Origin of the sequence: Nitrincola tapanii (genome assembly GCF_008368715.1) — a bacterium.
Classification (GTDB): domain Bacteria; phylum Pseudomonadota; class Gammaproteobacteria; order Pseudomonadales; family Balneatricaceae; genus Nitrincola; species Nitrincola tapanii.
This window is the reverse complement of the sequence record NZ_SMRS01000005.1, coordinates 12,002-35,335: the sequence shown is the minus strand read 5'-3', so window position 1 is coordinate 35,335 and position 23,334 is coordinate 12,002. Positions and strand designations below refer to the sequence as shown.

At 51.4% G+C, this 23,334-nt stretch carries 17 protein-coding genes; 8 read left to right on the top strand and 9 right to left on the bottom strand.

Annotation, left to right across the window (positions count from 1 at the left end; all coding sequences use genetic code 11):
- Positions 1-99 precede the first annotated feature (99 nt).
- From pip to E1H14_RS07255, 4 genes are all read left to right on the top strand, one after another.
- A complete protein-coding gene (gene pip / locus E1H14_RS07270) occupies positions 100-1,050 on the top strand; it encodes a prolyl aminopeptidase (RefSeq protein WP_149390802.1) in 951 nt (316 codons plus the stop codon).
- Between the two features lie 3 nt (positions 1,051-1,053).
- Positions 1,054-1,494 (top strand): D-aminoacyl-tRNA deacylase, encoded by a 441-nt coding sequence (gene dtd, locus E1H14_RS07265; protein ID WP_149390801.1) that lies wholly within the window; start codon positions 1,054-1,056, stop codon positions 1,492-1,494.
- A 41-nt stretch (positions 1,495-1,535) separates the two neighbouring features.
- Positions 1,536-2,978, top strand: a complete 1,443-nt coding sequence (locus tag E1H14_RS07260; protein ID WP_149390800.1) for a sodium-dependent transporter — start codon at positions 1,536-1,538, stop codon at positions 2,976-2,978.
- A 147-nt stretch (positions 2,979-3,125) separates the two neighbouring features.
- Complete coding sequence (locus tag E1H14_RS07255; RefSeq protein WP_149390799.1) at positions 3,126-4,838, top strand: lysophospholipid acyltransferase family protein; 1,713 nt, start codon at positions 3,126-3,128, stop codon at positions 4,836-4,838.
- Here the strand turns inward: E1H14_RS07255 and E1H14_RS07250 are convergent.
- The 3 genes from E1H14_RS07250 to E1H14_RS07240 all read right to left on the bottom strand — a co-directional run bounded on the left by E1H14_RS07250 (position 4,807) and on the right by E1H14_RS07240 (position 8,023).
- Positions 4,807-5,457 carry a hypothetical protein gene (locus E1H14_RS07250; RefSeq protein WP_149390798.1) on the bottom strand — a complete coding sequence of 217 codons (651 nt, stop codon included), beginning with the start codon at positions 5,455-5,457 and terminating at the stop codon, positions 4,807-4,809. The two genes, E1H14_RS07255 and E1H14_RS07250, sit on opposite strands and share 32 nt — an antisense overlap.
- Before the next feature lie 130 nt (positions 5,458-5,587).
- On the bottom strand, positions 5,588-6,565 hold the full coding sequence (locus E1H14_RS07245) for an alpha-E domain-containing protein (RefSeq protein WP_149390797.1): 978 nt from the start codon (positions 6,563-6,565) through the stop codon (positions 5,588-5,590).
- 3 nt (positions 6,566-6,568) lie between these two features.
- On the bottom strand, positions 6,569-8,023 hold the full coding sequence (locus E1H14_RS07240; protein ID WP_149390796.1) for a circularly permuted type 2 ATP-grasp protein: 1,455 nt from the start codon (positions 8,021-8,023) through the stop codon (positions 6,569-6,571).
- A gap of 328 nt (positions 8,024-8,351) precedes the next feature.
- Here E1H14_RS07240 and E1H14_RS07235 point away from each other — a divergent pair, with 328 nt between their 5' ends.
- The 3 genes from E1H14_RS07235 to E1H14_RS07225 all read left to right on the top strand — a co-directional run bounded on the left by E1H14_RS07235 (position 8,352) and on the right by E1H14_RS07225 (position 15,322).
- Positions 8,352-11,684: a transglutaminase family protein gene (locus E1H14_RS07235; protein WP_149390795.1), complete on the top strand. Its 3,333-nt coding sequence runs from the start codon at positions 8,352-8,354 to the stop codon at positions 11,682-11,684.
- A 71-nt stretch (positions 11,685-11,755) separates the two neighbouring features.
- On the top strand, positions 11,756-14,362 hold the full coding sequence (locus E1H14_RS07230) for a circularly permuted type 2 ATP-grasp protein (RefSeq protein WP_160142041.1): 2,607 nt from the start codon (positions 11,756-11,758) through the stop codon (positions 14,360-14,362).
- An 18-nt stretch (positions 14,363-14,380) separates the two neighbouring features.
- Positions 14,381-15,322, top strand: coding sequence for a transglutaminase family protein (locus E1H14_RS07225; protein WP_149390793.1), 942 nt, complete (start codon positions 14,381-14,383; stop codon positions 15,320-15,322).
- A gap of 87 nt (positions 15,323-15,409) precedes the next feature.
- On the opposite strand, the gene E1H14_RS07220 is transcribed toward E1H14_RS07225, so the two are convergent.
- Complete coding sequence (locus E1H14_RS07220) at positions 15,410-15,934, bottom strand: DUF3455 domain-containing protein (protein ID WP_235017417.1); 525 nt, start codon at positions 15,932-15,934, stop codon at positions 15,410-15,412.
- Between the two features lie 105 nt (positions 15,935-16,039).
- On the bottom strand, positions 16,040-17,806 hold the full coding sequence (locus E1H14_RS07215; RefSeq protein ID WP_149390791.1) for a gamma-glutamyltransferase family protein: 1,767 nt from the start codon (positions 17,804-17,806) through the stop codon (positions 16,040-16,042).
- A gap of 86 nt (positions 17,807-17,892) precedes the next feature.
- On the opposite strand from E1H14_RS07215, the gene E1H14_RS07210 reads away from it, so the two are divergent.
- Positions 17,893-18,819, top strand: coding sequence for a DMT family transporter (locus E1H14_RS07210; protein ID WP_235017416.1), 927 nt, complete (start codon positions 17,893-17,895; stop codon positions 18,817-18,819).
- Between the two features lies 1 nt (position 18,820).
- Here the strand turns inward: E1H14_RS07210 and E1H14_RS07205 are convergent, their stop codons facing one another.
- From E1H14_RS07205 to E1H14_RS07190, 4 genes are read right to left on the bottom strand one after another with little or no spacing between them, the layout of a single operon-like run.
- The gene (locus E1H14_RS07205) at positions 18,821-20,887 is read right to left on the bottom strand and encodes a hypothetical protein (RefSeq protein ID WP_149390790.1); all 2,067 of its coding nucleotides are present in this window, start codon (positions 20,885-20,887) and stop codon (positions 18,821-18,823) included.
- Between the two features lie 19 nt (positions 20,888-20,906).
- Positions 20,907-22,202: an NCS2 family permease gene (locus tag E1H14_RS07200; RefSeq protein ID WP_149390789.1), complete on the bottom strand. Its 1,296-nt coding sequence runs from the start codon at positions 22,200-22,202 to the stop codon at positions 20,907-20,909.
- A 55-nt stretch (positions 22,203-22,257) separates the two neighbouring features.
- Positions 22,258-22,683, bottom strand: coding sequence for a TIGR01244 family sulfur transferase (locus tag E1H14_RS07195; RefSeq protein ID WP_149390788.1), 426 nt, complete (start codon positions 22,681-22,683; stop codon positions 22,258-22,260).
- 21 nt (positions 22,684-22,704) lie between these two features.
- Positions 22,705-23,322 carry an ABC-type transport auxiliary lipoprotein family protein gene (locus tag E1H14_RS07190; RefSeq protein WP_160142040.1) on the bottom strand — a complete coding sequence of 206 codons (618 nt, stop codon included), beginning with the start codon at positions 23,320-23,322 and terminating at the stop codon, positions 22,705-22,707.
- Positions 23,323-23,334: the final 12 nt, after the last annotated feature.

The window sequence follows — 23,334 nt, the reverse complement described above, 5'->3', positions numbered from 1 at the left end:
TAGGATGATCAAGGCAGCTCAAGGGCTGCCTTTCTCTTGTCTGCTCTCATCCACAATCTCTTCTATACTCGATTCAGACACTTAGTTCAGAGAATTTCTATGCGCAGCCTCTATCCTGAGATCACGCCCTATGCCGAGCATTATCTGCCAGTCGATGATTTACACACTCTATATATAGAGGAAAGCGGCCATCCCCAGGGCCTACCCGTGCTATTTATCCATGGTGGCCCAGGTGGTGGCAGTTCGCCTCAGCATCGACGTTTTTTTAATCCTGAGCGCTATCGCATCATTGTATTTGATCAACGTGGCTGCGGGCGCTCAACCCCACATGCGTGCCTAGAGCGTAATACAACACAACATCTGATTGCCGATATTGAGAGCATACGGTGCCATCTGGAGATCAAAGAGTGGCTGCTATTTGGAGGATCTTGGGGCTCCACGCTGGCGCTAGCCTATGCTCAAGAACATCCGGAAGCGGTGCTGGGACTGATTCTACGCGGTATATTCCTGTGCCGTGATCAAGATATTCAGTGGTTCTACCAACGTGGCGCCAGCGCGGTGTTCCCAGACTACTGGCAAGACTACCTACAGGTCATTCCCGAAGAGGAACGCGAGGATCTGTTACAAGCCTATTATCAACGCCTCACCTCGGATAATGAATTGGCCCGTATGGCGGCGGCAAAGGCTTGGTCGGTTTGGGAAGGCCGCTGTTCGACGCTACAGCCGAATCCTGATCTTGCCGCGCACTTTGCCGAACCTCATGTTGCCTTAGCCATGGCTCGCATTGAAGCACATTATTTTGTACATCAGGCTTTTTTAGCACCCGATCAACTTCTGAAGAATGCCGCGCGCATTCGTCACCTTCCCTGCACCCTGGTGCATGGCCGTTATGATCTGGTATGCCCTTTAGAACAAGCCCATGCACTGCATCAGGTCATGCCGGATGCAGAATTGCACATCATTCGGGATGCCGGCCATTCAGCCTTTGAGCCGGGCATTACGGATAATTTGATTCGCGCGACCGATGCGTTTGTTGCTCAGCGAGCCTAAACCATGAAAGGACTGATACAGCGTGTGACCCAAGCCAGAGTAGAGATTCAAGGTGAGTGCGTCGGTGAGATCCAGCAAGGATTGTTATTACTCTTGGGTATTGAGCGCGACGACACCCAAGAAAGTGCCGATAAACTCTTACATAAGATTCTGAATTATCGAGTGTTCCCCGATCAGGCACAGCGCATGAATCTGAGCCTCGCACACACCGGTTTTGGACTCTTAATTGTTTCTCAGTTCACCCTGGTGGCGGAAACGGATCGTGGCTTACGCCCCGGATTCTCCAAGGGTGCTAGCCCCGAACAGGGTGAAGCGCTATACAACTATTTTCGGCAGCAGGCACAAGCCTTGCATTCTCCGGTTGCCAGTGGCCGTTTTGGTGCCGATATGCAGGTACATCTTATCAATGATGGACCCGTAACCTTTTTGCTGCAAAGCGCCTAACCTCAGCGCAATGCGAGCCTATAGCGATAGGATTAGAAACCATGAGTTCTACTAAAATTTGGACACATAAAGGAACCTTCTTACTGGCCGCCGTCGGTTCAGCGGTCGGTTTGGGCAACCTATGGCGCTTTCCTTATCTCACCGGAGAGAACGGGGGCGGTGCTTTTATTTTGGTCTATGCTCTGACGATCGCCGTGGTGGGCATTCCGATTCTGATTGCAGAAACACTCCTAGGACGCGCCAGTCGCAAAAGCCCGATTATGGGCATGAAATATCTAACCGAATCGCATGGCACCAGCCGCCATTGGCAAGTGATCGGATGGATGGGAGCCAGTGCCGCCTTTATTATTTTAAGCTTTTACTCGGTAATTGCCGGTTGGGCGATCCACTACACCTGGTTAATGTTTTCCGGTCAACTCAGTGGTGCCAGTGCAGACGTGATTAGCGCTTCCTTTGGTGAACTATTGGCCTCTCCCAACCAGCTTTTGCTCTACCACACACTCTTTATGCTGGCATCGGCTTTAATCGTCGGAATGGGCATTCATAAAGGCATTGAAAACGGCTTACGTTTTATGATGCCAGCCCTCTTTATCATCCTGATGATTGTACTGGCCTATGGCGTGATGACTGGAGATGCGGTAGCGGCGATCAAATTTCTCTTCACCTTTAACCTCAACGATCTGAGCTTAGAGGGCTGGTTACAGGCGATGGGGCAATCCTTCTTTACCCTGAGCCTAGGCATGGGAGCGATTATGGCCTACGGTGCTTACATGTCGAAAGAAGCCTCGCTCACGCGCACGGCCATCTCGATTGCACTGGTCGATACGGCGATTGCTTTGATTGCGGGTATCGCGATTTTCTCTTTAGTGTTTGGGGCCGGCATGGATGCAGGACAAGGACCTGGACTCATGTTTGTCACGCTGCCCATCGCGTTTGCAGATCTGCCTGGTGGCGCTTTGCTCGGTGGCGTTTTCTTTATCCTAGTGATTGGTGCCGCGCTAACATCAGCCATCTCACTGGTTGAGCCGGTCGCTGCTTTTTTGGTCGAGCGGTTTGGTTTCAGCCGCCCTCTGGCGACCAGCATCATGGCAGGCCTCTGCTGGTTATTGGGTTTACTGACCGTCTTTAGCTTTAATCTCTGGTCAGAAGGTACCTGGACCCACCAACTCTTTGGTCGTTCACCTTTTGAGATTCTCGAATTTCTGACCAATATCATGATGCCTTTAGGCGGCTTGCTGATTGCCCTCTTTGCAGGCTGGGCACTGAGCCGTGAAGAGGTCCTGAATGAAATGGATACCAATGATCGCTGGTTCCACACCTGGCAATTCTTGGTGCGCTTTATTGCCCCCACCGCTGTGGCTTTTGTCTTCCTACGCACACTACCTCAGGTTGAAGGCTATCTCATCCCTGCCTTGGGCGCAGCACTCATCACCGCTGCATTCACCGCAGGACGCACCTTCGCTACCCGTCAAAACAAAGTCTAAAGCCGTCGGGGAGGCCAAGCCGCCTCCCCCTCTCATCTAAACCTGAACGCTTTCGTTAAGACGATTCATCAGTTCTTCATCCTAACTTCACAGCTTCGTCACCTAGACCCTCTAGGCTAGGCGCACTTGCTCTATTCAGGTGTGCTTATGCTTAATATCCAAGCTCTGATTGCTGAAAAATACCCCGCTCTGGAACGCAAGCCCAAGCTGGTGAAAACACCGGTTTATCATCTTCTGCGTCAACTCTTTCATGAGCAGGAAGTGAATGATTTTTTACAGCAGTATGCTGATCTGGGAGCGTTAGAGTTTACCGAGCGGGTGCTGGAGCATTTTGGAATCAGTTATATGGTTCGCGCACGCGAGATGGCCAACATCCCTACGGAAGGACGTGTCATTATTGTAGCCAACCATCCCTTGGGCACACTCGATGGACTGTTGTTACTCAAGCTGATTTCTGAAGTGCGCAGTGATGTAAAGATTCTGGCCAATGACCTGCTCTGGCAATTTGAACCCCTACGCCCGCTGTTAGTCCCTGTCGATGCCCTGACTAAAAGCGGCTATCGTGAAACGCTGAAAAAAGTGACCGACTGTTTATTAAATGAAGAAGCGCTGATTATTTTTCCCGCTGGAGAAGTCTCGCGTGCGGGGCCAACGGGAATCAAGGATGGTCCCTGGCAGAGTGGATTTGTGCATTTTGCGCGCAAAACCAATACCCCTTTATTGCCGATTCATCTCAACAGTAAAAACTCAGCGCTCTTTTATTCGCTCTCGTTAATTTATCGCCCCATCGGGGGGCTAATGCTGGTGCGTGAGATGTTCCGTAAGCATGCGGAAGACCTGCCTATTCGTATTGGTGAGCTGATTCCGTTAGAGCGCTTTGATCGTCCAGATCTGCCACTGAAGACCAAGGTGAAATTACTGCGCAAACAGGTGTATCGCTTACCCAAAAACAAAAAATCCTTGTTTGTCACCGAAAAAGCGATCGCACGCCCAGAAGAACGTTTGGCTGTTCGCCGTGAACTGCAACAGGCTCAGCGCTTAGGTGTCACTGCCGATGGGATGCATATCTATCTCTTTGATTATCGTAAAGACTCAGCCGTAATGCGTGAGCTTGGGCGCTTACGCGAAATGACATTCAGGCGCGTTGGGGAAGGCACAGGGCAAAAATGGGACCTTGATCGTTTTGATCGTGCTTATCAACATCTTATTCTTTGGGATGATAGCGCTCTGGAGTTGGTCGGTGCCTATCGCTTAGGTGAATGTGCACGACTGATGCAAGATCAGGGACTGGATGGTCTCTACTCTGCTGAACTCTTTCGTTATCAGGATAGTATTCAACCTGTACTGCAAAACAGCGTCGAGTTAGGGCGTAGTTTTGTCCAGCCTCGCTACTGGGGACGCAGAAGCCTAGATTATCTCTGGTATGGTATTGGTGCCTATTTAAAAGCTCGCCCCGACATTCAACATCTCCTGGGGCCTGTCTCCTTATCCGCCAAGTTACCCCAACCGGCCCGCGATCTAATGGTGATCTACTATCGACATTATTATGCACATAAGAAAGGCTGGGCACTGGCCAATGCACCCTATATTCCTTCTGATAGTGGATTTAACGAGGCACAAAAGCTCTTCTGTTTTAGCGATGCCAAAGAAGATTTCACGCGTTTGAAAGAACGCTTAGATTGTTATGGGGTGACCGTCCCGACCCTCTACAAACAGTACACTGAACTCTGTGAAGAGGGTGGGGTCAGTTTTTTAGATTTTGGGGTCGATGCCGACTTTGGCTATTGCATCGATGGTTTGGTATTGGTCGATCTCGACAAAATCAAACTCAAGAAACGTCAACGTTATCTCGGCGAGTAAGTGGAAAATGTTCCAAATAGACCCCCGTGGCTCCATAAAAAATCAGAACATAAGCCAACAGCTCCAGTCCTTCTTGGACGACATTTTTGACCAGAGCTGGCGCCGCGACCCCGACACCGGAATCGAGAATGGCTGTCCAGAAAGAGCTGGTTCCAAAGACACGGCTGAACACCAACAGGATTGCGATACCGGCCAGGATATAAGCAAAGCCTGCGGAGCGCGTGGCCGCTGCCATGGATGGCAGGAGTTGTTGGCGGTAAAAAGCGGCCACAGCCAAACTGATCGTCACAACTAAAGCCACGGGATACTTCCAGAAACCATGCCGGATGTAATCAAACAAAGCATCCAATTCACGGATAAACATGCTCAGAAAAAAGCCCGCCACCAGCACCATCAAACCGCGCTGTTCGGTCAGTTTCACCGCCAGCACCACAAACAAAGCGCTGGAAAGAAAAATCAGCAGCTCTTGGCTGATTTCGGTGAAACCTCGCTCCGGCATGCCATGGCCGACCCATTCCACGTCAATAAAGACCGCGAGTGGCACCCAAAGCATGGCCAGCACCAATAAGAAAAACCGTATCAGCGCCTGACGGACGCAGAGCCAGGATGAGCTTTGCATAACCACTCCTTTGTTGAATAATTTTTGTCTATTCTCCCTGATGCCTTTTGGGGTGTCGAGCCTTAAACGAGGTCGAGCAGAAGAACAAAAGGGGCGTTGCCGCCCCTAGAATCTGATCTCGATAGCCTACTTAATTCTGGCCCTGCGCCATCAGTGCCACCACCTTCTTTTCCTCCAACAAGGCAAACCAACTATCCACGATCGCTTGATGCAGCTCATTAAGATCTATCTGTATCTCATCGATATAGGCATGCAGCAGATCAGGCTCTGCCGCCAAGGTCGCTACATCCGCTTGCATCAGATGCTGCAAACAATGTTCAGCGGCTTGCACTGCGGTCTGACAGGCAGGCAAGGCTTGGATTTCGGCAATCAATAAGCGCAGGCTACAAGCGACGGCACGTGGAAACTGCTCATCCTGTAGCAAGAAACGTAGCACATCGGGCCCACGCACACGTAAACGCACATGCTGGCGATACATCTGGAAACCCGTTAAGGATTTAAGCACACTCATCCACTGCAAGGTTTCAAAGGGTGTCAGCTCTTCGGGAGAGCGTGGCAAAAGATTCGCCGAGCGCACATCAATGATGCGTGTTGTCATATCCGCTCTTTCGACTAAACGCCCCAGCATCAAAAAGGTGCGTACCTGAGTAAAGCTCAAGGTCCCCTCAATCATACCGTTGACACTTTCACAGCTGCGAATCACCCTTTCCAAAAACTGATCGCGATTACGGGGTGTCACACCAGCTTCAACCTGTTTGCTGATCGCCATGTACAGCTGATTGACCTCCTCCCAGATGCGTCGAGGCATCACATCTCGCGTGGTACGAAGATTTTCGCGTGCCGCCGCCAAGGATGAGATGATCGAACCTGTGTAGCGTCGATCACCGCATAAAAAGGCCAATACGCTGCTTTCATCCCGTTGCAGATAGTGTTGATCAAAGATCTCTTCACTGCCGGTAATCGTCACGAGCGAAGACCAACCCAAGTTCGTTGCTTTGGGGAAGTCGAGCAGTAGATGGCTGTTCACGCTGATCAGGCGTGCAGTGTCTTCAGCGCGTTCCAGATAACGCGCTAACCAATAAATATTTTCAGCAACTCTTGATAACATGGCTCAGCTCCCTTTTACATCCACTATCCAGGTATCTTTACTGCCCCCTCCCTGTGAGGAGTTCACCACCAAAGAGCCCTTGGTTAAGGCCACACGCGTCAAGCCGCCCGTGGTCACATAGGTGGAAGCACCTGAAAGAATAAAGGGTCGTAGGTCGACATGACGCGGCTCTATCCCGGCCTCACACAGAGTGGGGGCAGTAGATAGAGTGAGGGTTGGCTGCGCCATATAGTTGCGCGGATTCGCACGAATCAGATCGGCAAAGGCTTTACGCTCTTTCTTGCTCGCGTGTGGACCGATCAGCATGCCATAACCACCCGACTCATTCGCGGGCTTCACCACCAGTTTATCCAAGTTATCCAAAACGTAGTTACGATCGTCTTCAAACATACATAGATAGCTAGGAACATTCGGCAATAATGGCTCTTCTGCTAAGTAATAACGAATAATCTCCGGTACAAAAGCATAAACTACCTTGTCATCGGCAACACCTGCACCCGGTGCGTTCGCCAAAGCGACCTTACCGCTGCGCCAAGCGCGCATTAATCCCGGCACACCCAGCATCGACTCAGGATGGAAGACCTCAGGATCTAGGAACATATCATCGACACGTCGGTAGATCACATCCACACGCTTGAGACCGTTGACTGTGCGCATATAGACACAATCATCTTCACCGACGACGAGATCGCTACCTTCTACCAACTGCACGCCCATCTGCTGCGCAAGGTAAGCATGTTCAAAGTAAGCGGAGTTATAAATACCCGGGGTTAGCACCACAATTTGTGGATCATCTCCTGGACGAGGGGACATAGAGGCCAGCATGTCGTAGAGCTGATCGGTGTAATCATCCACAGGCTGGATGCGCCCAGTCGCAAATAGCTCAGGCATCACGCGCTTGGTGATATTACGATTTTCCAACATATAGGAAACACCAGAAGGCACACGCAGGTTATCCTCCAGGACATACAGGGTGCCATCCTTATCGCGTACCAGATCAGAACCACAGATATGCGCCCAAACTCGATGAGGCGGTGTCACACCCACACACTGGGGGCGAAAATTCACGGATTGAGCCAAGACCTCAGCCGGAAATATACCGTCTTTGACAATCCGCTGGTCGTGGTAGAGATCATCAATAAACATGTTCAGCGCTTGCACACGCTGTTTTAAACCGGCAGACGTTTTTTGCCACTCATCCAGGGGAATGATGCGTGGGACAATATCAAAAGGCCAAGCACGATCAATCATGCTGCCTTCGGTATAGACAGTAAAGGTAATCCCCATCACCTGGATGGCGACCTCAGCCGCCGTTTTGTGTTGCGCCAGCTCATCCGGCGCCAGCTGAGCCAAATACTCAGCTAGAATGCGCGCCTCAGGGCGGGGCTGCCCAGGCGCGGCAATCAATTCATCGTAAAAACCATTACACGCATAGTTGTTCCAGTTCACTTTACTCATAGCCTGGCATCCAGTGCTGATAAAAACAGTATCGAGTGAATTGCAATTGCTATACCAAAGCGCTTTTTTATTGAGAAATCAGTCATGCCGAATAGATCCGGCCTGGCAATGCACCAGAATTTTTCTAGATGCACCACTACATTGCACTAATATAGTGCGAATAATGTCTGAATTCTCCTAAACGAGCGCCAAAACCTAGCAGCCTTTCTGACAGATCTTCTATATCAGGCTTGATCGAGACTTTTTCTTAACCTTTCACCTGAATGGCATATCAATTGCTGCATAATTACCACTAGAGGACTCAACAGACACTGAGCGGATTCAGACCATGACTATTCGTGTTGCTTTGAAGCATTCAACCCGTTATGACTTCGATAAACCGGTTTCACTCTCTCCGCACCTAGTGCGCCTGCGCCCTGCGCCCCATTGCCGCACACCCATTGACGCCTATTCGTTAAAGATCTCTGGGGGTGAATACTTCATCAACTGGCAGCAAGACCCTTTTGGCAACCATATCGCACGTCTGGTTTTCCCAGAAAAGGTTGAACATCTTCAGGTAGAGGTCGAGTTGCTCGCTCCCATGACAGTGATCAACCCTTTCGATTTTTTTGTTGAGGACTATGCCAAAGATTTTCCGTTTACATATGAAGAAGCCCTGCAAAAAGAACTCACCCCCTATTTAGAGATTCGTGAATCCGGGCCTTTACTGACGCAATGGCTGAGCGAAGTGCCCGATGAGCCGCAAGCGATCGTTAACTTCTTAGTCGCTTTGAATCAGCGCCTAGAAAAAGACATCGATTACACCATTCGCATGGAACCAGGTGTTCAGAGCGCAGAAGAAACACTGGAGAAACATCGCGGTTCATGTCGTGATTCGGCTTGGCTAATGGTTCAGGCCCTACGTCATCTTGGCTTGGCCGCCCGCTTTGTATCTGGATATTTGATTCAGCTGACGGCTGATGTCAAAGCCTTAGATGGCCCTTCTGGAACCGAAGTTGATTTCACCGATCTGCATGCCTGGACTGAAGTCTTTATTCCAGGAGCAGGCTGGATCGGTCTGGATCCCACCTCAGGTTTATTCGCCGGTGAAGGGCATATCCCGCTGGCCGCCACCCCCGAGCCCTCCAGTGCCGCGCCGATTTCCGGCTGTACCGACCCTTGTGAGGTCGAGTTTGACTTCCATATGGAAGTCAACCGCGTCCATGAAGATCCACGTGTCACCAAACCCTATACGGATGAGCAGTGGCAACGCATCTGTGCCCTCGGTGAAGAGGTGGACGCCGCGATTGAAGCCGAAGATCTGCGCCTGACCATGGGTGGTGAGCCGACCTTTGTTTCGATCGATGATATGGATGCACCGGAATGGACGATCGCCGCGCACGGGCCGAATAAACGCCGTCTGTCTGAAGTCCTCATGCGCCGTTTACGGCCGCATTTTGCACCCGGCAGTTTGATTCATTATCAACAAGGCAAGTGGTACCCAGGAGAGTCTTTACCACGCTGGGCTTTAGCCTGCTACTGGCGTAAAGATGGCCAACCCATCTGGCGCAACGATCTACTTCTGGCCGATATGAATCAAACCTATGCCGTCAGCCCAGAAGTCGCGCACCAATTTGCCACTGCTCTGACTCGGCGTTTGCAAGTCTCCGCTGACCGACTGATTCCCTGTTTTGAAGATGCCTACTACTACCTCTGGTTAGAGCGCCAGCAACCGGTGGATATCGACCTCAGCAAAGAAGATCTTAAAGATGAAGAAAACCGTCGTCGCTTAGCGCAACTTCTGGAGCGAGGTCTGGATGAGATCACCGGTTACGCTTTGCCTTTAAGCCGCGATCTCTATCGAGAGCGCTGGTTATCCGGCGAATGGCCGCTCAGACGTGAACATCTTTATCTGATTCCGGGCGACTCCCCGATGGGATTCCGTTTACCTCTTTCCGCACTGCCCTTGGCAGGACGTGAAGAGATGCACTATCCCTCATCCTTGTTCGAACCACGCCCACCTCTTTCCGATCTCCATGGTGAAGTGGCCAGTCGCTACACCGACTTGCAACAGATTGCGATGACTCGGGACGGACATCATCAGGCTCCACACGGCCAACATTGGCAGGAGCAAAGTCTCGACAGGCCACAAGGGATTATCCACACGGCCCTCTGTGTTGAACCACGTGAAGGTAAACTCTTCATCTTCATGCCGCCTCTGGCACGTTTAGAGGATTATCTCGAGCTTCTGGCCTGCATCGAACTGACCGCAGCCGAGATGGAGTTACCCGTGTGTATCGAGGGTTATGCCCCGCCGTCTGATCCACGTATCGAAAAATTTATGATTACGCCCGATCCCGGTGTGATCGAAGTGAATATCATGCCGGCACGCAGCTGGCGCGAACTGGTGAATAACACCACAAGACTCTATGAAGAAGCACGCCTATCACGCTTAGGTACAGAGAAGTTCATGCTGGACGGTCGCCATACCGGTACCGGAGGGGGGAACCATGTCACCCTTGGCGGTGAAACGCCGGCCGATTCACCCTTCCTACGCCGTCCAGACTTACTCGCCAGCATGATTACCTACTGGCAACACCATCCCAGCCTGAGCTATCTGTTTATCGGCATGTTTATGGGCCCCACCAGCCAGGCACCACGTATTGATGAAGCGCGTCACGAAGCGCTTTATGAGTTGGAAATCGCGTTACAGCAGATGCCGGTGGGCGAAGTCCCGCAACCCTGGATGGTGGATCGTTTATTGCGCCACCTGCTCACTGACATTACCGGCAACACCCATCGTGCAGAATTCTGTATCGATAAACTCTACTCACCCGACAGTGCAACAGGTCGTTTGGGGTTAGTTGAGTTGCGCGGCTTTGAAATGCCACCGCATGCACAAATGAGTTTGATGCAGCAGTTATTGATTCGTGCTTTGGTTGCACGCTTTGCCGCTAACCCTTATCGTAAGCCTCTGGTGCGCTGGGGTACGGCTCTGCATGATCGTTGGCTGATGCCGCACTATCTCTGGGAAGATCTGAAAGATGTGCTCCATGATTTAGGTGATCACGGTTTCTACTTTAACCCAGAGTGGTTCGCTCCCTTCCTGGAATTCCGCTTCCCACACTATGGTGATGTCATTTATGACCAGGTTCGGATTGAGCTGCGCCAGGCTATTGAACCCTGGCATGTACTGGGAGAAGAGGTCAGCGGCAGTGGTACCGCACGTTATGTGGACTCCTCAGTTGAGCGTTTACAGGTCAAGGTATTCGGCTTTAACCCAGCACGCCATCAACTGACCTGTAACGGTCGTCGTGTGCCCTTACAAGCGACAGGGGTAAATAGTGAAGCGGTGGCGGCGATTCGTTACCGTGCTTGGCAACCGCCTTCTGCGTTGCACCCAATGATCCCTGTCCATGCACCGCTAGTCTTTGATCTGGTCGATACTTGGAATGGCCGCTCTTTAGGCGGTTGTACCTATCATGTCTCTCACCCTGCTGGACGCAATTATGAGAGCTTCCCAGTGAATGCGAATGAGGCCGAAGCACGTCGACTGGCGCGTTTCTGGGCGCAGGGCCATACCCAAGGACCTATCCGCACCTCACCCGATTACATCAATCCTGAATATCCACACACCTTGGATCTTCGTCGTCAGGACCCTTTCAGCAAAACTGACGTATAATAATGTACTTTGTCGATCCAGCCTTGCTCACACCCTCTTGGGGGTGTGAGCAGCAATCCTCGGTAAACACCATGTTCGATCCGAACCTCTTGTCCACAGACATGCAGCAATGGCTGCTGAATTACACAGAAAAGCTGCGCGCTCACTCTGCCCAGCCCAGCCATGATGAGCTGTTTGGCAAGGATCTACGCCTGCGTGCTCAGTGGCAGCCGGTTCTAGAAGAGCTCAGCCAACTTGGCCCCGATGCTTTACAACTGAGATGTGATGAAGCACAGAATCTGTTGCATGAGAACGGGGTCACCTTTAATACCTATGAAGATGACCCCGGCCAAATGCGTGCCTGGCAACTCGATTGCCTGCCCTTTGTGATCAGCACAGAAGAATGGGAAAATCTGGAAAAAGGATTAATACAACGCTCACGTTTGCTGGAAGCCTTGGTCGAAGATCTCTATGACCAGCGCCAGGTGCTCACGCAAGGACTTCTCCCCGCCGAACTGGTCTTTACCCACCCCAGCTTTCTTTTCCCTGCTGCCGACAGCACACCGCCTGCAGAAAGACCGATGGTAATCTTTCATGGTATCGACTTGGTACGGACAGCTAAAGGCGATTGGCAGGTCATGGGGGACTGGACGCAATCCCCCTCAGGAACGGGTTATGCGTTGGAAAATCGTATTACCCTGGCGCGTGCGCTGCCCAATCTGTACCGTGAAGCCCCGCTGAAGCGTCTGGCCGGCTTCCTGCAAGCACAACATCGCTGCCTAGCTTCTTTGGCCAGCGCACATCGTGAACAACCTAACATCGTTTTGCTCTCACCAGGCCCGGGAAGTCCCGGTTACTTTGAACATGCCTGGTTAGCCAACTACATGAACTTTTCACTGGTCGAGGGTGCGGATCTGGTAGTACGCGATGGCCAGGTCTCGATGCGGACCCTGGGCGGTCTCAAACAGGTAGATGTGATTGTGCGCCAGATCAATGATCCCTGGTGTGATCCTCTTGAACTGCGCGGCGACTCGTTATTGGGTGTACCCGGTTTAATGCAGGCCGCGCGCAATGGCGAAGTTGAAATTGCCAATGCGCTCGGCAGCGGAATTTTAGAACACCCCGCGCTGGCGGCTTTTCTGCCGCAACTCTGTGAATTTTTGTTGGGCGAGACGCTTCAGCTCCCTGGACGCGCCACCCTCTGGTGTGGCAAAACAGAAGCTCTAGAAACACTCCGCAGTCAACCGGATGCCTGGATCCTGCGCAATGTGCGCCAACCTGGACTGGTTCGTCCAGAAACCCTTTCCGATCAAGAAGCGCAAGATTATTGGCAAGCGGTAGAAGCCCAGCCCTATCTTTATGTCGCTCAAGCGCGTGTTGAAGCCGCCACAACACCTGTGTTTAATCGCCGCACAGGTGAGTTTGATGCGGAGACCGTTAACCTGCGTTTTTTCAGCCTCGTGGAGCCTGATGATCTGCGCAAAGCCGCGCATGAGCGCCAGTATCGTATTATGCCGGGTGGGTTAGCCTGGGTTGGCGAGCCCGGAACCGCACTGATGGCGAGCCAAATCGTTAAAGATATTTGGGTCATGGCACCGGTTCCGCAACCGCATATCAGCCTATTACGTCAAGCGCATGGTCCAATCGTGGTCACACGCGATGGCAATGATTTGCCCTGTCGAGTGGCTGACAGTCTGTTTTGGATGGGGCGTTATGGTGAGCGCCTCGACATACGCTCACGTTTACTGCGTGAAACCTTTGCGCGCCTGCTGCAAGAAGATCAAACCGAAACGGAAGCTCGCCTAATTCCCGATCTATTCACCGCACTTGAACTCGGTTTGCCCTCCGCCGAGCAAATGGAACAGGTGCATACTGAGCCTAGTGGCCGCCGCCATAAACAAGAATATATTTTATTGCGCAATCAACTTTTAGAGTTGTTTGATGAGCATCAAACCGATGGTATGCCTTGGCTCTTCAGCCATTTTTTGCGTAATTGTCGTGCCGTACGTGATCATCTCGGTGATGATGCTTGGCGCACGGTGAATACTCTTCGGCAAATTTTTAACGATATGCCTAGAACTCAAGGCGCAGTCGGTGCACAACGCCACTTGGAAAATGTGGTGACCGATCTTGCCGCTTTCTTTGGTTTGTGTAACGAAACCATGCCACATCATTATGGCTGGCGTTTCCTCGATTTAGGCCGCTTTATTGAACGCACCCTGTGTACGCTCGAGTTATTAAAATTAGCGCTGCTCACAGCACAGCGACCGGGTATCCCCTTGTGGGAAGTGGTGCTCGCCACCACCGATAACTTCACGGTATACCGCCGCCGCTATCGCTCTCAATTACATCCCTTGGCGATTTTGGATCTACTCTTATTTGATGAAACTAATCCACGTTCGGTCGGTTATATGCTGAAACGTTTAGGGCGACAGATCGAGCGTCTTCCGCATCCAGATGCCACCCCTTATCGGAATCAGGAAACACGCTTAGTGATTCAAGCGACCAGCGCTCTACATCTCGTGGATATTAATCAACTGACTGATCTGGAGCGCTCTGAAGAGGCTCGAAACGCTCTAAGTCAACTCATTGATCAGATTCTTGATCCCCTGTCTGAGCTTTCTAATGCGATTTCGCACAGCCATTTCAGCCATGTTGAGGCACCACGCCAGTTGGTCACCATGCAAAATCATGTCTAAATTACGAGCTGCCTTTTCATGAAGTATTTATTGCGCCACACCACCCGCTATGACTACTCCAGTGCCGTCACGCTGAGTCACAATGAGGCGCGTTTATTACCGCGGGTCTTGCCCTGGCAAGAGATCTGCAACACCCAGCTTGAGATTTCACCTTCACCCATACGTTTGCGTGAACGCGCTGATTTTTTCGGTAACCGTGTGTGCTATTTCTCCTTGCAAGAGTTACATAGCAGCCTAGAAGTGACGGCAGAAAGTGAAATCACCACGTCTGCTCGGCCCCTGCCCAGTCAAGAACAGGATATGCCCTGGGAAATGGCCAGCGCACAGACTCGGGAGGGCCTACAACTCGATCAAGATGGATTGGCGGCGCGGCTGATGCTGCTCGACTCAGACTTCATCCAACACCATCCACTCTTAGCCGAGTTTGCTCTAGAGAGCTTTCAACCTGGGCGCTCTTTAGTCGAAAGCATTCACTGCTTGAACCAGCGAATTTTTAATGAATTCACCTATGATCCTGAACATACCACGATCGCCACACCTATTCTGGATGTCCTCGCTAGTCGTCGTGGTGTTTGTCAGGATTTTGCCCATCTCAGTATTGGTTGTTTACGCTCTTTGGGCTTAGCGGCTCGCTATGTCAGTGGGTATATGGAAACGCTGCCCCCCCCCGGACAGCCTAAACTCCAAGGCGCGGATGCCACTCACGCTTGGCTAGCGGTGTATCTACCCAATTGGGGATGGTTAGAAATCGACCCCACCAACGGCTGCTTGCCTGATGAGCGCTACATTATTCTCGGCTGGGGAAGGGACTTTGCCGATGTCACTCCGCTGAAGGGTGTGATGAATGGTGGTGGTAATGATCTGTTAAGTGTTGCTGTCGATGTGACGCCTTTACCTCTCCCTAAAGCTCCTACAGTTAACACACTAACCCAGAGCCAGAGCCAGAGCCAAACGCTCTAGTGATGGCGCATCAATACCTGAAGCGAAGGGTTTAAGGGCTTTCTTAACCCCTTCGCTCCAAGGGTTGTAAAACTTCAGCTCGCTAGTTTACTCGGCGATATAGAACACATAATCTGCTGCATAAGTCACCACCTGCTCCTGACCTAGACTCGATGCGTCGCAACTCATGGCAGGCGCTACGCCACCCTTAGTGTTTAAGCGCTGAATATAGGTGATATCCGAAAACAAACCCGACTCACTGTCTGACATAGCCTCAACCAGCTGCAGAGGAATGTTACCCTCACCTGCCGGTGCCACAGCCAACTGCTTACCTGTCACAATAGAACCATCTAAGGCTTCCCAAGTCGGACCATTATAATAGGTGCCCACTTTTTCACCCTGGGCATCTGTCAAATCAGCAACGGGGGCAACAAAAACCCAAGCATAAGCACCTGCCTCATCGGCTTTTTCACGACAAGCATAGGTGATCTCACCTTCGCCCAGCGTCCACAGTTTCATCACCTGCCCCGCCGGCGCTTGTACGGCCTCAGGTAAAGAAGCATTATCAACCGCCGCCATCGCTGCAGAGGAGCCCAAAAGAAGTGCTGACATTAATGCGCTACGAAGATACATAATAAACATCCTATTACTTAGTAATTATTCATTTAGTGATATTGATAAGCATTATCACCAAGAATGATACGGAGCGCCTCGTCTAGCAGTTCACCTCTTTTTAAATTATCTGCCGAGGACCCGCCCTTCGCGTCGAGGGTCCGCAGCAGCTTGCAAACCTACATCAGGATGACGCCAGATGATCTGTACACCACTGGTGAGCTCCACCTCTTGAAGCCGGTGTTGGCGCGTGCGTAAATCCTGCTTAACCTGCCCATCAAAACGATCTTTTTCCAACAGGGTCGGCCCATTCAGACTGAGTGCATGTGGCAGGGATAAAATCTGCGCCAAGTCCAGACTGCCCTCCTGCAGGAACCAAAGCGTCCGCGCAACATAAGGGATAATCGCCGCCCCGCCTGGCGAGCCTAAACTTCCTAACCACTCACCCTTCTCAGCTGAAAAAACCAGCGTCGGAGCCATGCTCGAACGCGGTCGTTTACCAGCTTCAACCCGGTTCGCCACGAGACGCCCCTGAGCATCCGTTGCCTGGAAGCTAAAATCGGTCAGCTGGTTGTTAAGAAAATAACCTCCTGGCAAACCGGTTCCCCCAGCATGCAAAAATCGTGTTCCAAAAGCCGCTTCGATGCTACTAGTCAAGGCTAACGCCCGGCCTTGACCATCCACGATACTGATATGAGTGGTGCCATACTCTTCTTGAGTCGGCATCTCGGCCCAAACACTCGCCTGATCTCCGGGCTGGCCTGCTTGTGCTTCCTGCATAGAATTCGTCTGTATCCACTGGCTGCGCGCACTCAGGTAGTCAGGCTCTAATAATGCTTGCCAGGTAGAAGCGGGTGCGGGCACAAACGCCGGATCAGCCAGATAACGATTGCGATCCGCAAATGCCAAGCGCGATGCCTCGGTAAAATAATGAATCCAGTTTGCCCATTGCTCAGAGGTTTGTGGCAGTGTTCTCGGTAGCTCTGTTTCATCCAGCATCAATAAGATCTGCATGAGAGTGATATGACCGGAAGAAGGGGGTGGAAAACCACAAATCACCCAATCCCGCCAGGGTGTGCATAAGGCCTGCGGCTGTTGAGCTCGATAGGCCTGTAAATCGTGTAAAGTCAAAATTCCACCCGCTTCCTGCACCTCAGCCACCAGTGCTTGCGCCAGCTCACCTTGATAAAAAGCCTCCGCTCCCTCTGCAGCCAAACGTCGGAAAATTTCTGCCAAAGCGGGATTGGAAAATTTTGTGCCGACTGGCCAAGCCTGACCATCCGGGTCGTAAAAAAATTCGGCCGCGGCAGCACGACTCTTTAAAGCAAAATCCACATCCAACAGATGAACCAAACGGGGTGTCAGCTCAAACCCTTGTTCAGCTAGGGCTAAAGCGGGTTCAAAAAGTTGCGCCCAAGGCAGTTGTCCTTGCTCTTGATGAGCCTGTGCCAGCATGGCCAACAAACCCGGCACCCCGATCGCTTTCGGGCTGAGCATTGCATCACGAAACGCCCAAGGCTCACCCGTTTCATAGACAAATAAGCCTTCATTCGCCGCGGCAGGTGCGGTTTCACGTCCATCATAGGCTTGAAGACCCTGCTCATCGGCCATCAGCATAAAACCGCCTCCGCCAATACCACTGGACTGCGGCTCGACTAAAGTGAGCACCCATTGCGCAGCAATCGCCGCATCCACGGCAGAGCCTCCAGCCAACAACATAGAATGAGCAGCTTCACTGGCTAGCGGATGAGCCGTGGCAACGGCCCAGTGTTGAAACTGCGCCGTTTCTGCAACCTGCCAGCCACTGGACACTTCTGGAGCAATAAAAGGTTCGGCATGTAGATCGACCCAAAAGAAACCTAAGAAGAATACCCAGGCTAGGCGTACAGGCATGTTTGTTCACTCCCTCTCAAAACCGACTTTTAGACTCTGATCGCCTACTTTATCATGGCCCTAATTTTTCAACTGAGTCTTACCCTGTGTTCACCTCCCAATCTCTTCACCTCCGTGCCCATGGCGCCTTATTACTGGCCATGGCGATCTGGGGCAGTTCCTTTATCGCCCTAAAAATGGCCATTACACTGCTTGCTCCGATGCAGGTAATTTTTCTGAGGATGCTGATTGGCAGTCTAGTCTTTTTATTACTCTGGCGCTTTTGGCGAAAAGGTTTTCACTATCAAGCCGGAGATTGGAAATTATTAATGGGTATGGCTCTGTTTGAACCCTGCCTGTATTTCATTTTTGAAAGTTTAGCCTTGCAATACACCAGCGCCAGTCAAGCAGGGATGATCACCAGCACCCTGCCTCTCCTTGTAGCGGCGGGTGCCTGGTTCTTTCTTAAAGAGCAGATTACGGCTTTTCAATGGACAGGCTTTGTTTTGGCTTTAATCGGTGTTTTGTGGATGTCCTGGCATAGCGATATTTCAGCCAGTGCGCCAAAACCCTGGTTAGGAAACTTCTTAGAGTTTTTAGCCATGCTCAGTGCGGTGGGCTTTACGCTCTTAGTGAAAAAACTGACTCAGCGTTATAGCCCCTTATTTCTGACGGCTGTGCAAACCCTCTCCGGTGCTGTGTTCTTTTTTCCCTTAGCGATGCTGAGCCCTTGGCCTGAGAGCCTACCTGGCAGCTTATGGCTGAACCTTTTCTATTTGGGCGCCTTTGTGTCTGTGGGAGCCTATGGCCTCTATAACTATGCGTTGAGCCAAACTTCTGCAGCCACAGCAGGTGCTTATGTGAATTTTCTGCCCGTCTTTACCCTACTCTTTGCGTTTTTAATCCTGCAAGAAGCCTTGAATACTCAGCAATGGTTTGCCGTCGCCATCGTTTTTAGCGGAGTAGCTCTGAGTCAGCTAGGTGCAAAAACCCAAAAAATACGCGTGGAGATTCCACCCGGCACCATCTCTTAATCTATGCAGGCAGATCGGGTGGATTGTGTTGTAAAAGCGAACGCCAGGTTTGATTCTCATCCGCTAGGATCATGATGAGATGCCCAATCAGTTGACGCAACTCACCGGTTTCAGTCCAGGCTGTTGGGCTATCCAGAGAGGTGTTAAGAGTTTGTGGATGACTGCTCAGTGCTTGATGCAAATACTCCAACTTTGACCAGACCACCCCCGCCATTGCTGACATACGCACCACTTCATTATGAGTCAGCACGCCATGGATGGCCGCACCCCAGGCTGGGAAAAAAGCTGTAAAAATCAGAATCCAGGAAATTTTGACGAAAAAATGTAAAGTGACCGCACAAAAGGTAATCACAAATAAAATCAGTGCTAAGCGATGTAAATACACATGCTCACGATGCAAGTGATGATAGCTGTGTGAAAAATAGTGTCGATGCTCACTCAGGGCTTGCTTGAACGCTTGTAAAGCCTGGGGCCGCTCTTGCGCGAGATGATAAATCGCTCCAGCAGTTTGTGTTTGAGGCAACCCCTGAGCGATTAACAATCGCTGCAATATCCAGACCTCGGGATGTTTGAGTTTGAATTGATGCTGTGTATCTAAATACCAGGCACTGGTATCTAAAGCCTTAGGTAAGACCAGCATGGCATAACCGATGCGTAAATAACGCAGCTGCTCAGCCAGAAAGCGGTAACTCATCCAGCGTCCATGCCAATCCTTATAGCGAGCTTGCAACACCTGTCCGACGATAAATCGCAGCAGTACAAATTCACCCACCGCCCAAAACATCACTAAACCGACCTGAGTCGCGGGCCAGAGCTGGAGGGTTCCAGCCACCGCACAGAAAACGGCAAAAGCCGCCGCAAAGTAAACCAGCCAAATTCCGTCTCGGTGAGCACAAGCATAATAATGTGCTGCTTCATCCGCACGCACAAAGGCGATATCCAGACTCGAGAGCGGCAAGGATGAGGGTTCAGAACAAGCAGGATGCGACACACTCTTTGGCGCTAAAAAAGCCTCGCGCCACTCCAAGCGCGCCAGCGCTGAACCAAAGCGATGTACACGGTGTATCCAGCGCCGCTGAAGGCTTTGTTGCAATACGGGTCGCTGTAAGAGATGCAACAAGCGCTGCTCAGCCGACACACTGGGTGGGTTCAGCATCCATTTTAACCAGAACAGCGCTTGGGTGCACCAACGCACAAAAGATAAGGGAACTGGCGTTTTACGACCCGACCACACATAACGGCACCAAGTACCGAGCCAGGCAAAGAAGGAAGGCTGGGCATCAATCAAGCGAAGCTGCGCTTCCTGCTCTGCCACCTCTGGCAAAACCTGAACAAAAGGACAAAGAAGACGTTGCACCCAAAGCCGCAAGGGCGCCTGTAAGGCCTCCATACTTTCGACACTCGGCAAAAAGAACTGCTCAAGCACATCACGCTTATGACCAAAGGTTTCCAGCTCTAGGGTTTCCGACTCTCCCAGCTTTTGGGTATCACAAAGCTGCAATTGCGGCACAGCATCTACGGCATCAAAACGGATCAGCAACACAGGTTTACGCTTGAGCAGGGCACTGCGAATCAATTTCGCCGTCCCACTTTTAATTTCAGCGCTTTCCGAGCGATCCCAAACAGCCACTAAAAGATCAGCAAAACTCAAGAGTAGATCATCTCTGAGTGAGTAATCACTTTGCTGAAGCGCGTTCATCTCAGAGGAAGGCTGCATGCCTAGCACCAGATTACGCTCTGCCTCAAAGACCTCTGCAGAACTTTGAGCGCTCATCAAATGTAAACGATACCCTAGAGTCGGTGCGAGATCGCGACCCAAGGCATCAACACCACTCGCCGTACCCGTCAACAAGCGTAATTCAGGTGTAAGAGGGAGGTATTCCTTTTGTGCTAATGCAAAGGCACTCACCGCCTCCTGAGCTAAATGAGACAAGACCGTCGTTAAGGTCTGCTGCAGTTGTTCCTGGCGCTGTGCTTGCACCTCAGCTGAGTAGCCACGCTGCAAGCGCTGCTGCCGGTGCCCAGCTAGGAGCACACTGAAAACCGGCGGCAAAGGAGAAGTGCTCAACGTTCACTCTCCATGCAGATTAATCGGGGAAAAATACGAACTTCACAATAAACAGCGCGGCTAGTACATACACCGCCGGACTCACGTCACGGCCTTTACCCGCAAACAATTTGATGGCGGCATACGTAATAAAGGCCAAGGCAATACCATGCGCGATAGAAAATGTCAGAGGCATCGTCAGAGCCGCAATCAATACAGGCGCTGCTTCAGTGACATCCTCCCAATCCACCTTGGCTAAACTGCCTGCCATCAGAACGGCTACATACATCAAGGCACCGGATGTGGCATAAGCAGGTATCGAGCCCGCCAAGGGGGCGAAAAAGAGACTTACCAGAAACAATCCTGCCACGACAACGGCGGTCAGACCGGTACGTCCCCCCGCCGCGACACCGGAAGCACTTTCGATGTAACTGGTGGTAGACGAAGTGCCGAGCGCAGCCCCGACAACCGTAGCACTGGAATCGGCCATCAACGCCCGTTTTAAGCGCGGTAGCTTGCCCTCTTGATCTAAGAGCTTGCCGCGCTCGGCAACACCGATCAGCGTTCCAGATGTATCAAATAGATCAACAAACAGAAAGGCGAAAATCACACTGATCATCGCCACTTCAAATGCCCCAGCAATATCCATCGCCATAAAGGTCGGTGCAATAGACGGTGGCATAGAGATCAGGCCGGCGTATTGATTATGTCCTAACAGCATAGCTAACAGCGTCACCGCAAGTATCCCGATCATCACCGAACCGGTCACTTTTAAGTAGGCCAAGGCTGCGATGACAAAAAATCCGAGAAACGCATAAAGTGCAGAGGGCTCAGCTAAATTACCCAGTGTGACAAGGGTCGCTGGATGCTCAACGATAATTCCTGCATTTTTCATCGCGATGAGCGCAAGAAATAAGCCTATCCCTGCGGCAATACCCAGCTTTAAGGAGGCAGGAATGGCATTAATCACCCATTCGCGTATTTTAAAAATACTGATCAGGATAAACAACACACCGGAGAGAAAAACCGCACCCAGCGCAACCTCCCAGCTTTTACCCATCCCTAAAACGACACCAAAGGTAAAAAAGGCGTTAAGCCCCATTCCCGGCGCCATCGCGATAGGGTAATTTGCCCAGATGCCCATAATCAGACAGCCAATCGCTGCCGCTAAGCAAGTGGCCACAAATACAGCACCTTCATCCATGCCGGCTAACGCCAGAATACTTGGGTTAACGAAGATGATGTATGCCATCGTTAAAAAGGTGGTCACACCTGCCAGCACTTCGGTACGAACCGAAGTGTTATGCGCCTTTAACCCAAAAAGTCGTTCCAGCATAAGCTCTCACTCCATGAAGAAATATCAGGCAAATCTGCTCAAACACAGGCTAGATTTAAACCGCCGTTAGACGTTTGAAAAAATCTGGCATGTCGTAACCCGCTTGCTGCAAAGCACGTACCAGCTCTTCACCACTACGTTCATGGCGCTGCGATAAAGCCCAAAGACAACCACAACGCGCACCGGTACGACAAAACGCCACCGCTGGGGTTGGCATGCTTTTGAGGATCTGTGCAAAAGCATCGCCCTCTTCATCCTTGACCTGACCCGATACCACGGGCAGAAAATACCACTGCATGCCTAACGACTCAGCCAAAGCTTGCAGGCTGTGACTGTCAGGCTGTCCCTCTTCCTCCTGATCTGGACGATTACAAATCAAGGTTTTCACGCCCTGCGCGGCCAGAGCACGAATATCTTCTGCACTCAACTGGCCACAGGCTTGTAACTGATCGGACAAAATACGCATAGTGGGTAAACTCATGATTAAACTCCTGTCGCAGAATTACTCAAGGGGGATTAAATAGGGCCAGAGGGAACGCTCTAATTGTTGGAACCATTTTTCCATCCAAACTTGGCCCGCTTGCACCAAGCCGGGTGCCGTGACTTCGCGCAGTGCTTCAGAATGTTGCCACTGCCAGCTGATCAGTAAACGCTCACCTTGGTACAAATGCGCATGCAGAGTGACTAACAAGCGTTGTGAGGTTTGATCGAGGTGCCACTGTAACAGTTCGCTAGTGAGTCGATAATCACTGCTGACACCCGGCCGATCTAAGTAGACGCGCACACCGGATAAACTTTGGGAAAGATAAGCTTGCAAATAGGTTTCTAACTGTTCAGGCAAAGGAGTCTGCCATTGATGCTCACGAAAAGGGGTCAGCTGATGAGGACCGCTCGCAAACCAAATTGAGTGCCCACTCAACCCGGAAGGTGCGCTAGGACGCTCAACCACTAGGGAAAGCAGTGGACGGGTTAACGAAGCAGCGGGCAGAGCTGAACCTGTCGGTGTCACCACTTGCAGACTCAAGGCCGTGGGTTCTTTTTCCCCTAAAGGCCAGATCCCCACACAGGCACTTAAACTTACGCAGACACAGAATAATAATAGACTGCGAAACCACCTCATCAACTTCACTCC

Excerpts from the sequence above, each read along its gene's own strand:
- E1H14_RS07245 (WP_149390797.1), bottom strand. The coding sequence starts at position 6,565 with ATGTTATCAAGAGTTGCTGAAAATATTTATTGGTTAGCGCGTTATCTG.
- dtd (WP_149390801.1), top strand. The coding sequence starts at position 1,054 with ATGAAAGGACTGATACAGCGTGTGACCCAAGCCAGAGTAGAGATTCAA.
- E1H14_RS07255 (WP_149390799.1), top strand. The coding sequence starts at position 3,126 with ATGCTTAATATCCAAGCTCTGATTGCTGAAAAATACCCCGCTCTGGAA.
- pip (WP_149390802.1), top strand. The coding sequence starts at position 100 with ATGCGCAGCCTCTATCCTGAGATCACGCCCTATGCCGAGCATTATCTG.
- E1H14_RS07240 (WP_149390796.1), bottom strand. The coding sequence starts at position 8,023 with ATGAGTAAAGTGAACTGGAACAACTATGCGTGTAATGGTTTTTACGAT.
- E1H14_RS07250 (WP_149390798.1), bottom strand. The coding sequence starts at position 5,457 with ATGCAAAGCTCATCCTGGCTCTGCGTCCGTCAGGCGCTGATACGGTTT.
- E1H14_RS07190 (WP_160142040.1), bottom strand. The coding sequence starts at position 23,322 with ATGAGGTGGTTTCGCAGTCTATTATTATTCTGTGTCTGCGTAAGTTTA.
- E1H14_RS07215 (WP_149390791.1), bottom strand. The coding sequence starts at position 17,806 with ATGCCTGTACGCCTAGCCTGGGTATTCTTCTTAGGTTTCTTTTGGGTC.
- E1H14_RS07195 (WP_149390788.1), bottom strand. The coding sequence starts at position 22,683 with ATGAGTTTACCCACTATGCGTATTTTGTCCGATCAGTTACAAGCCTGT.
- E1H14_RS07230 (WP_160142041.1), top strand. The coding sequence starts at position 11,756 with ATGTTCGATCCGAACCTCTTGTCCACAGACATGCAGCAATGGCTGCTG.
- E1H14_RS07225 (WP_149390793.1), top strand. The coding sequence starts at position 14,381 with ATGAAGTATTTATTGCGCCACACCACCCGCTATGACTACTCCAGTGCC.
- E1H14_RS07235 (WP_149390795.1), top strand. The coding sequence starts at position 8,352 with ATGACTATTCGTGTTGCTTTGAAGCATTCAACCCGTTATGACTTCGAT.
- E1H14_RS07200 (WP_149390789.1), bottom strand. The coding sequence starts at position 22,202 with ATGCTGGAACGACTTTTTGGGTTAAAGGCGCATAACACTTCGGTTCGT.
- E1H14_RS07220 (WP_235017417.1), bottom strand. The coding sequence starts at position 15,934 with ATGTATCTTCGTAGCGCATTAATGTCAGCACTTCTTTTGGGCTCCTCT.
- E1H14_RS07260 (WP_149390800.1), top strand. The coding sequence starts at position 1,536 with ATGAGTTCTACTAAAATTTGGACACATAAAGGAACCTTCTTACTGGCC.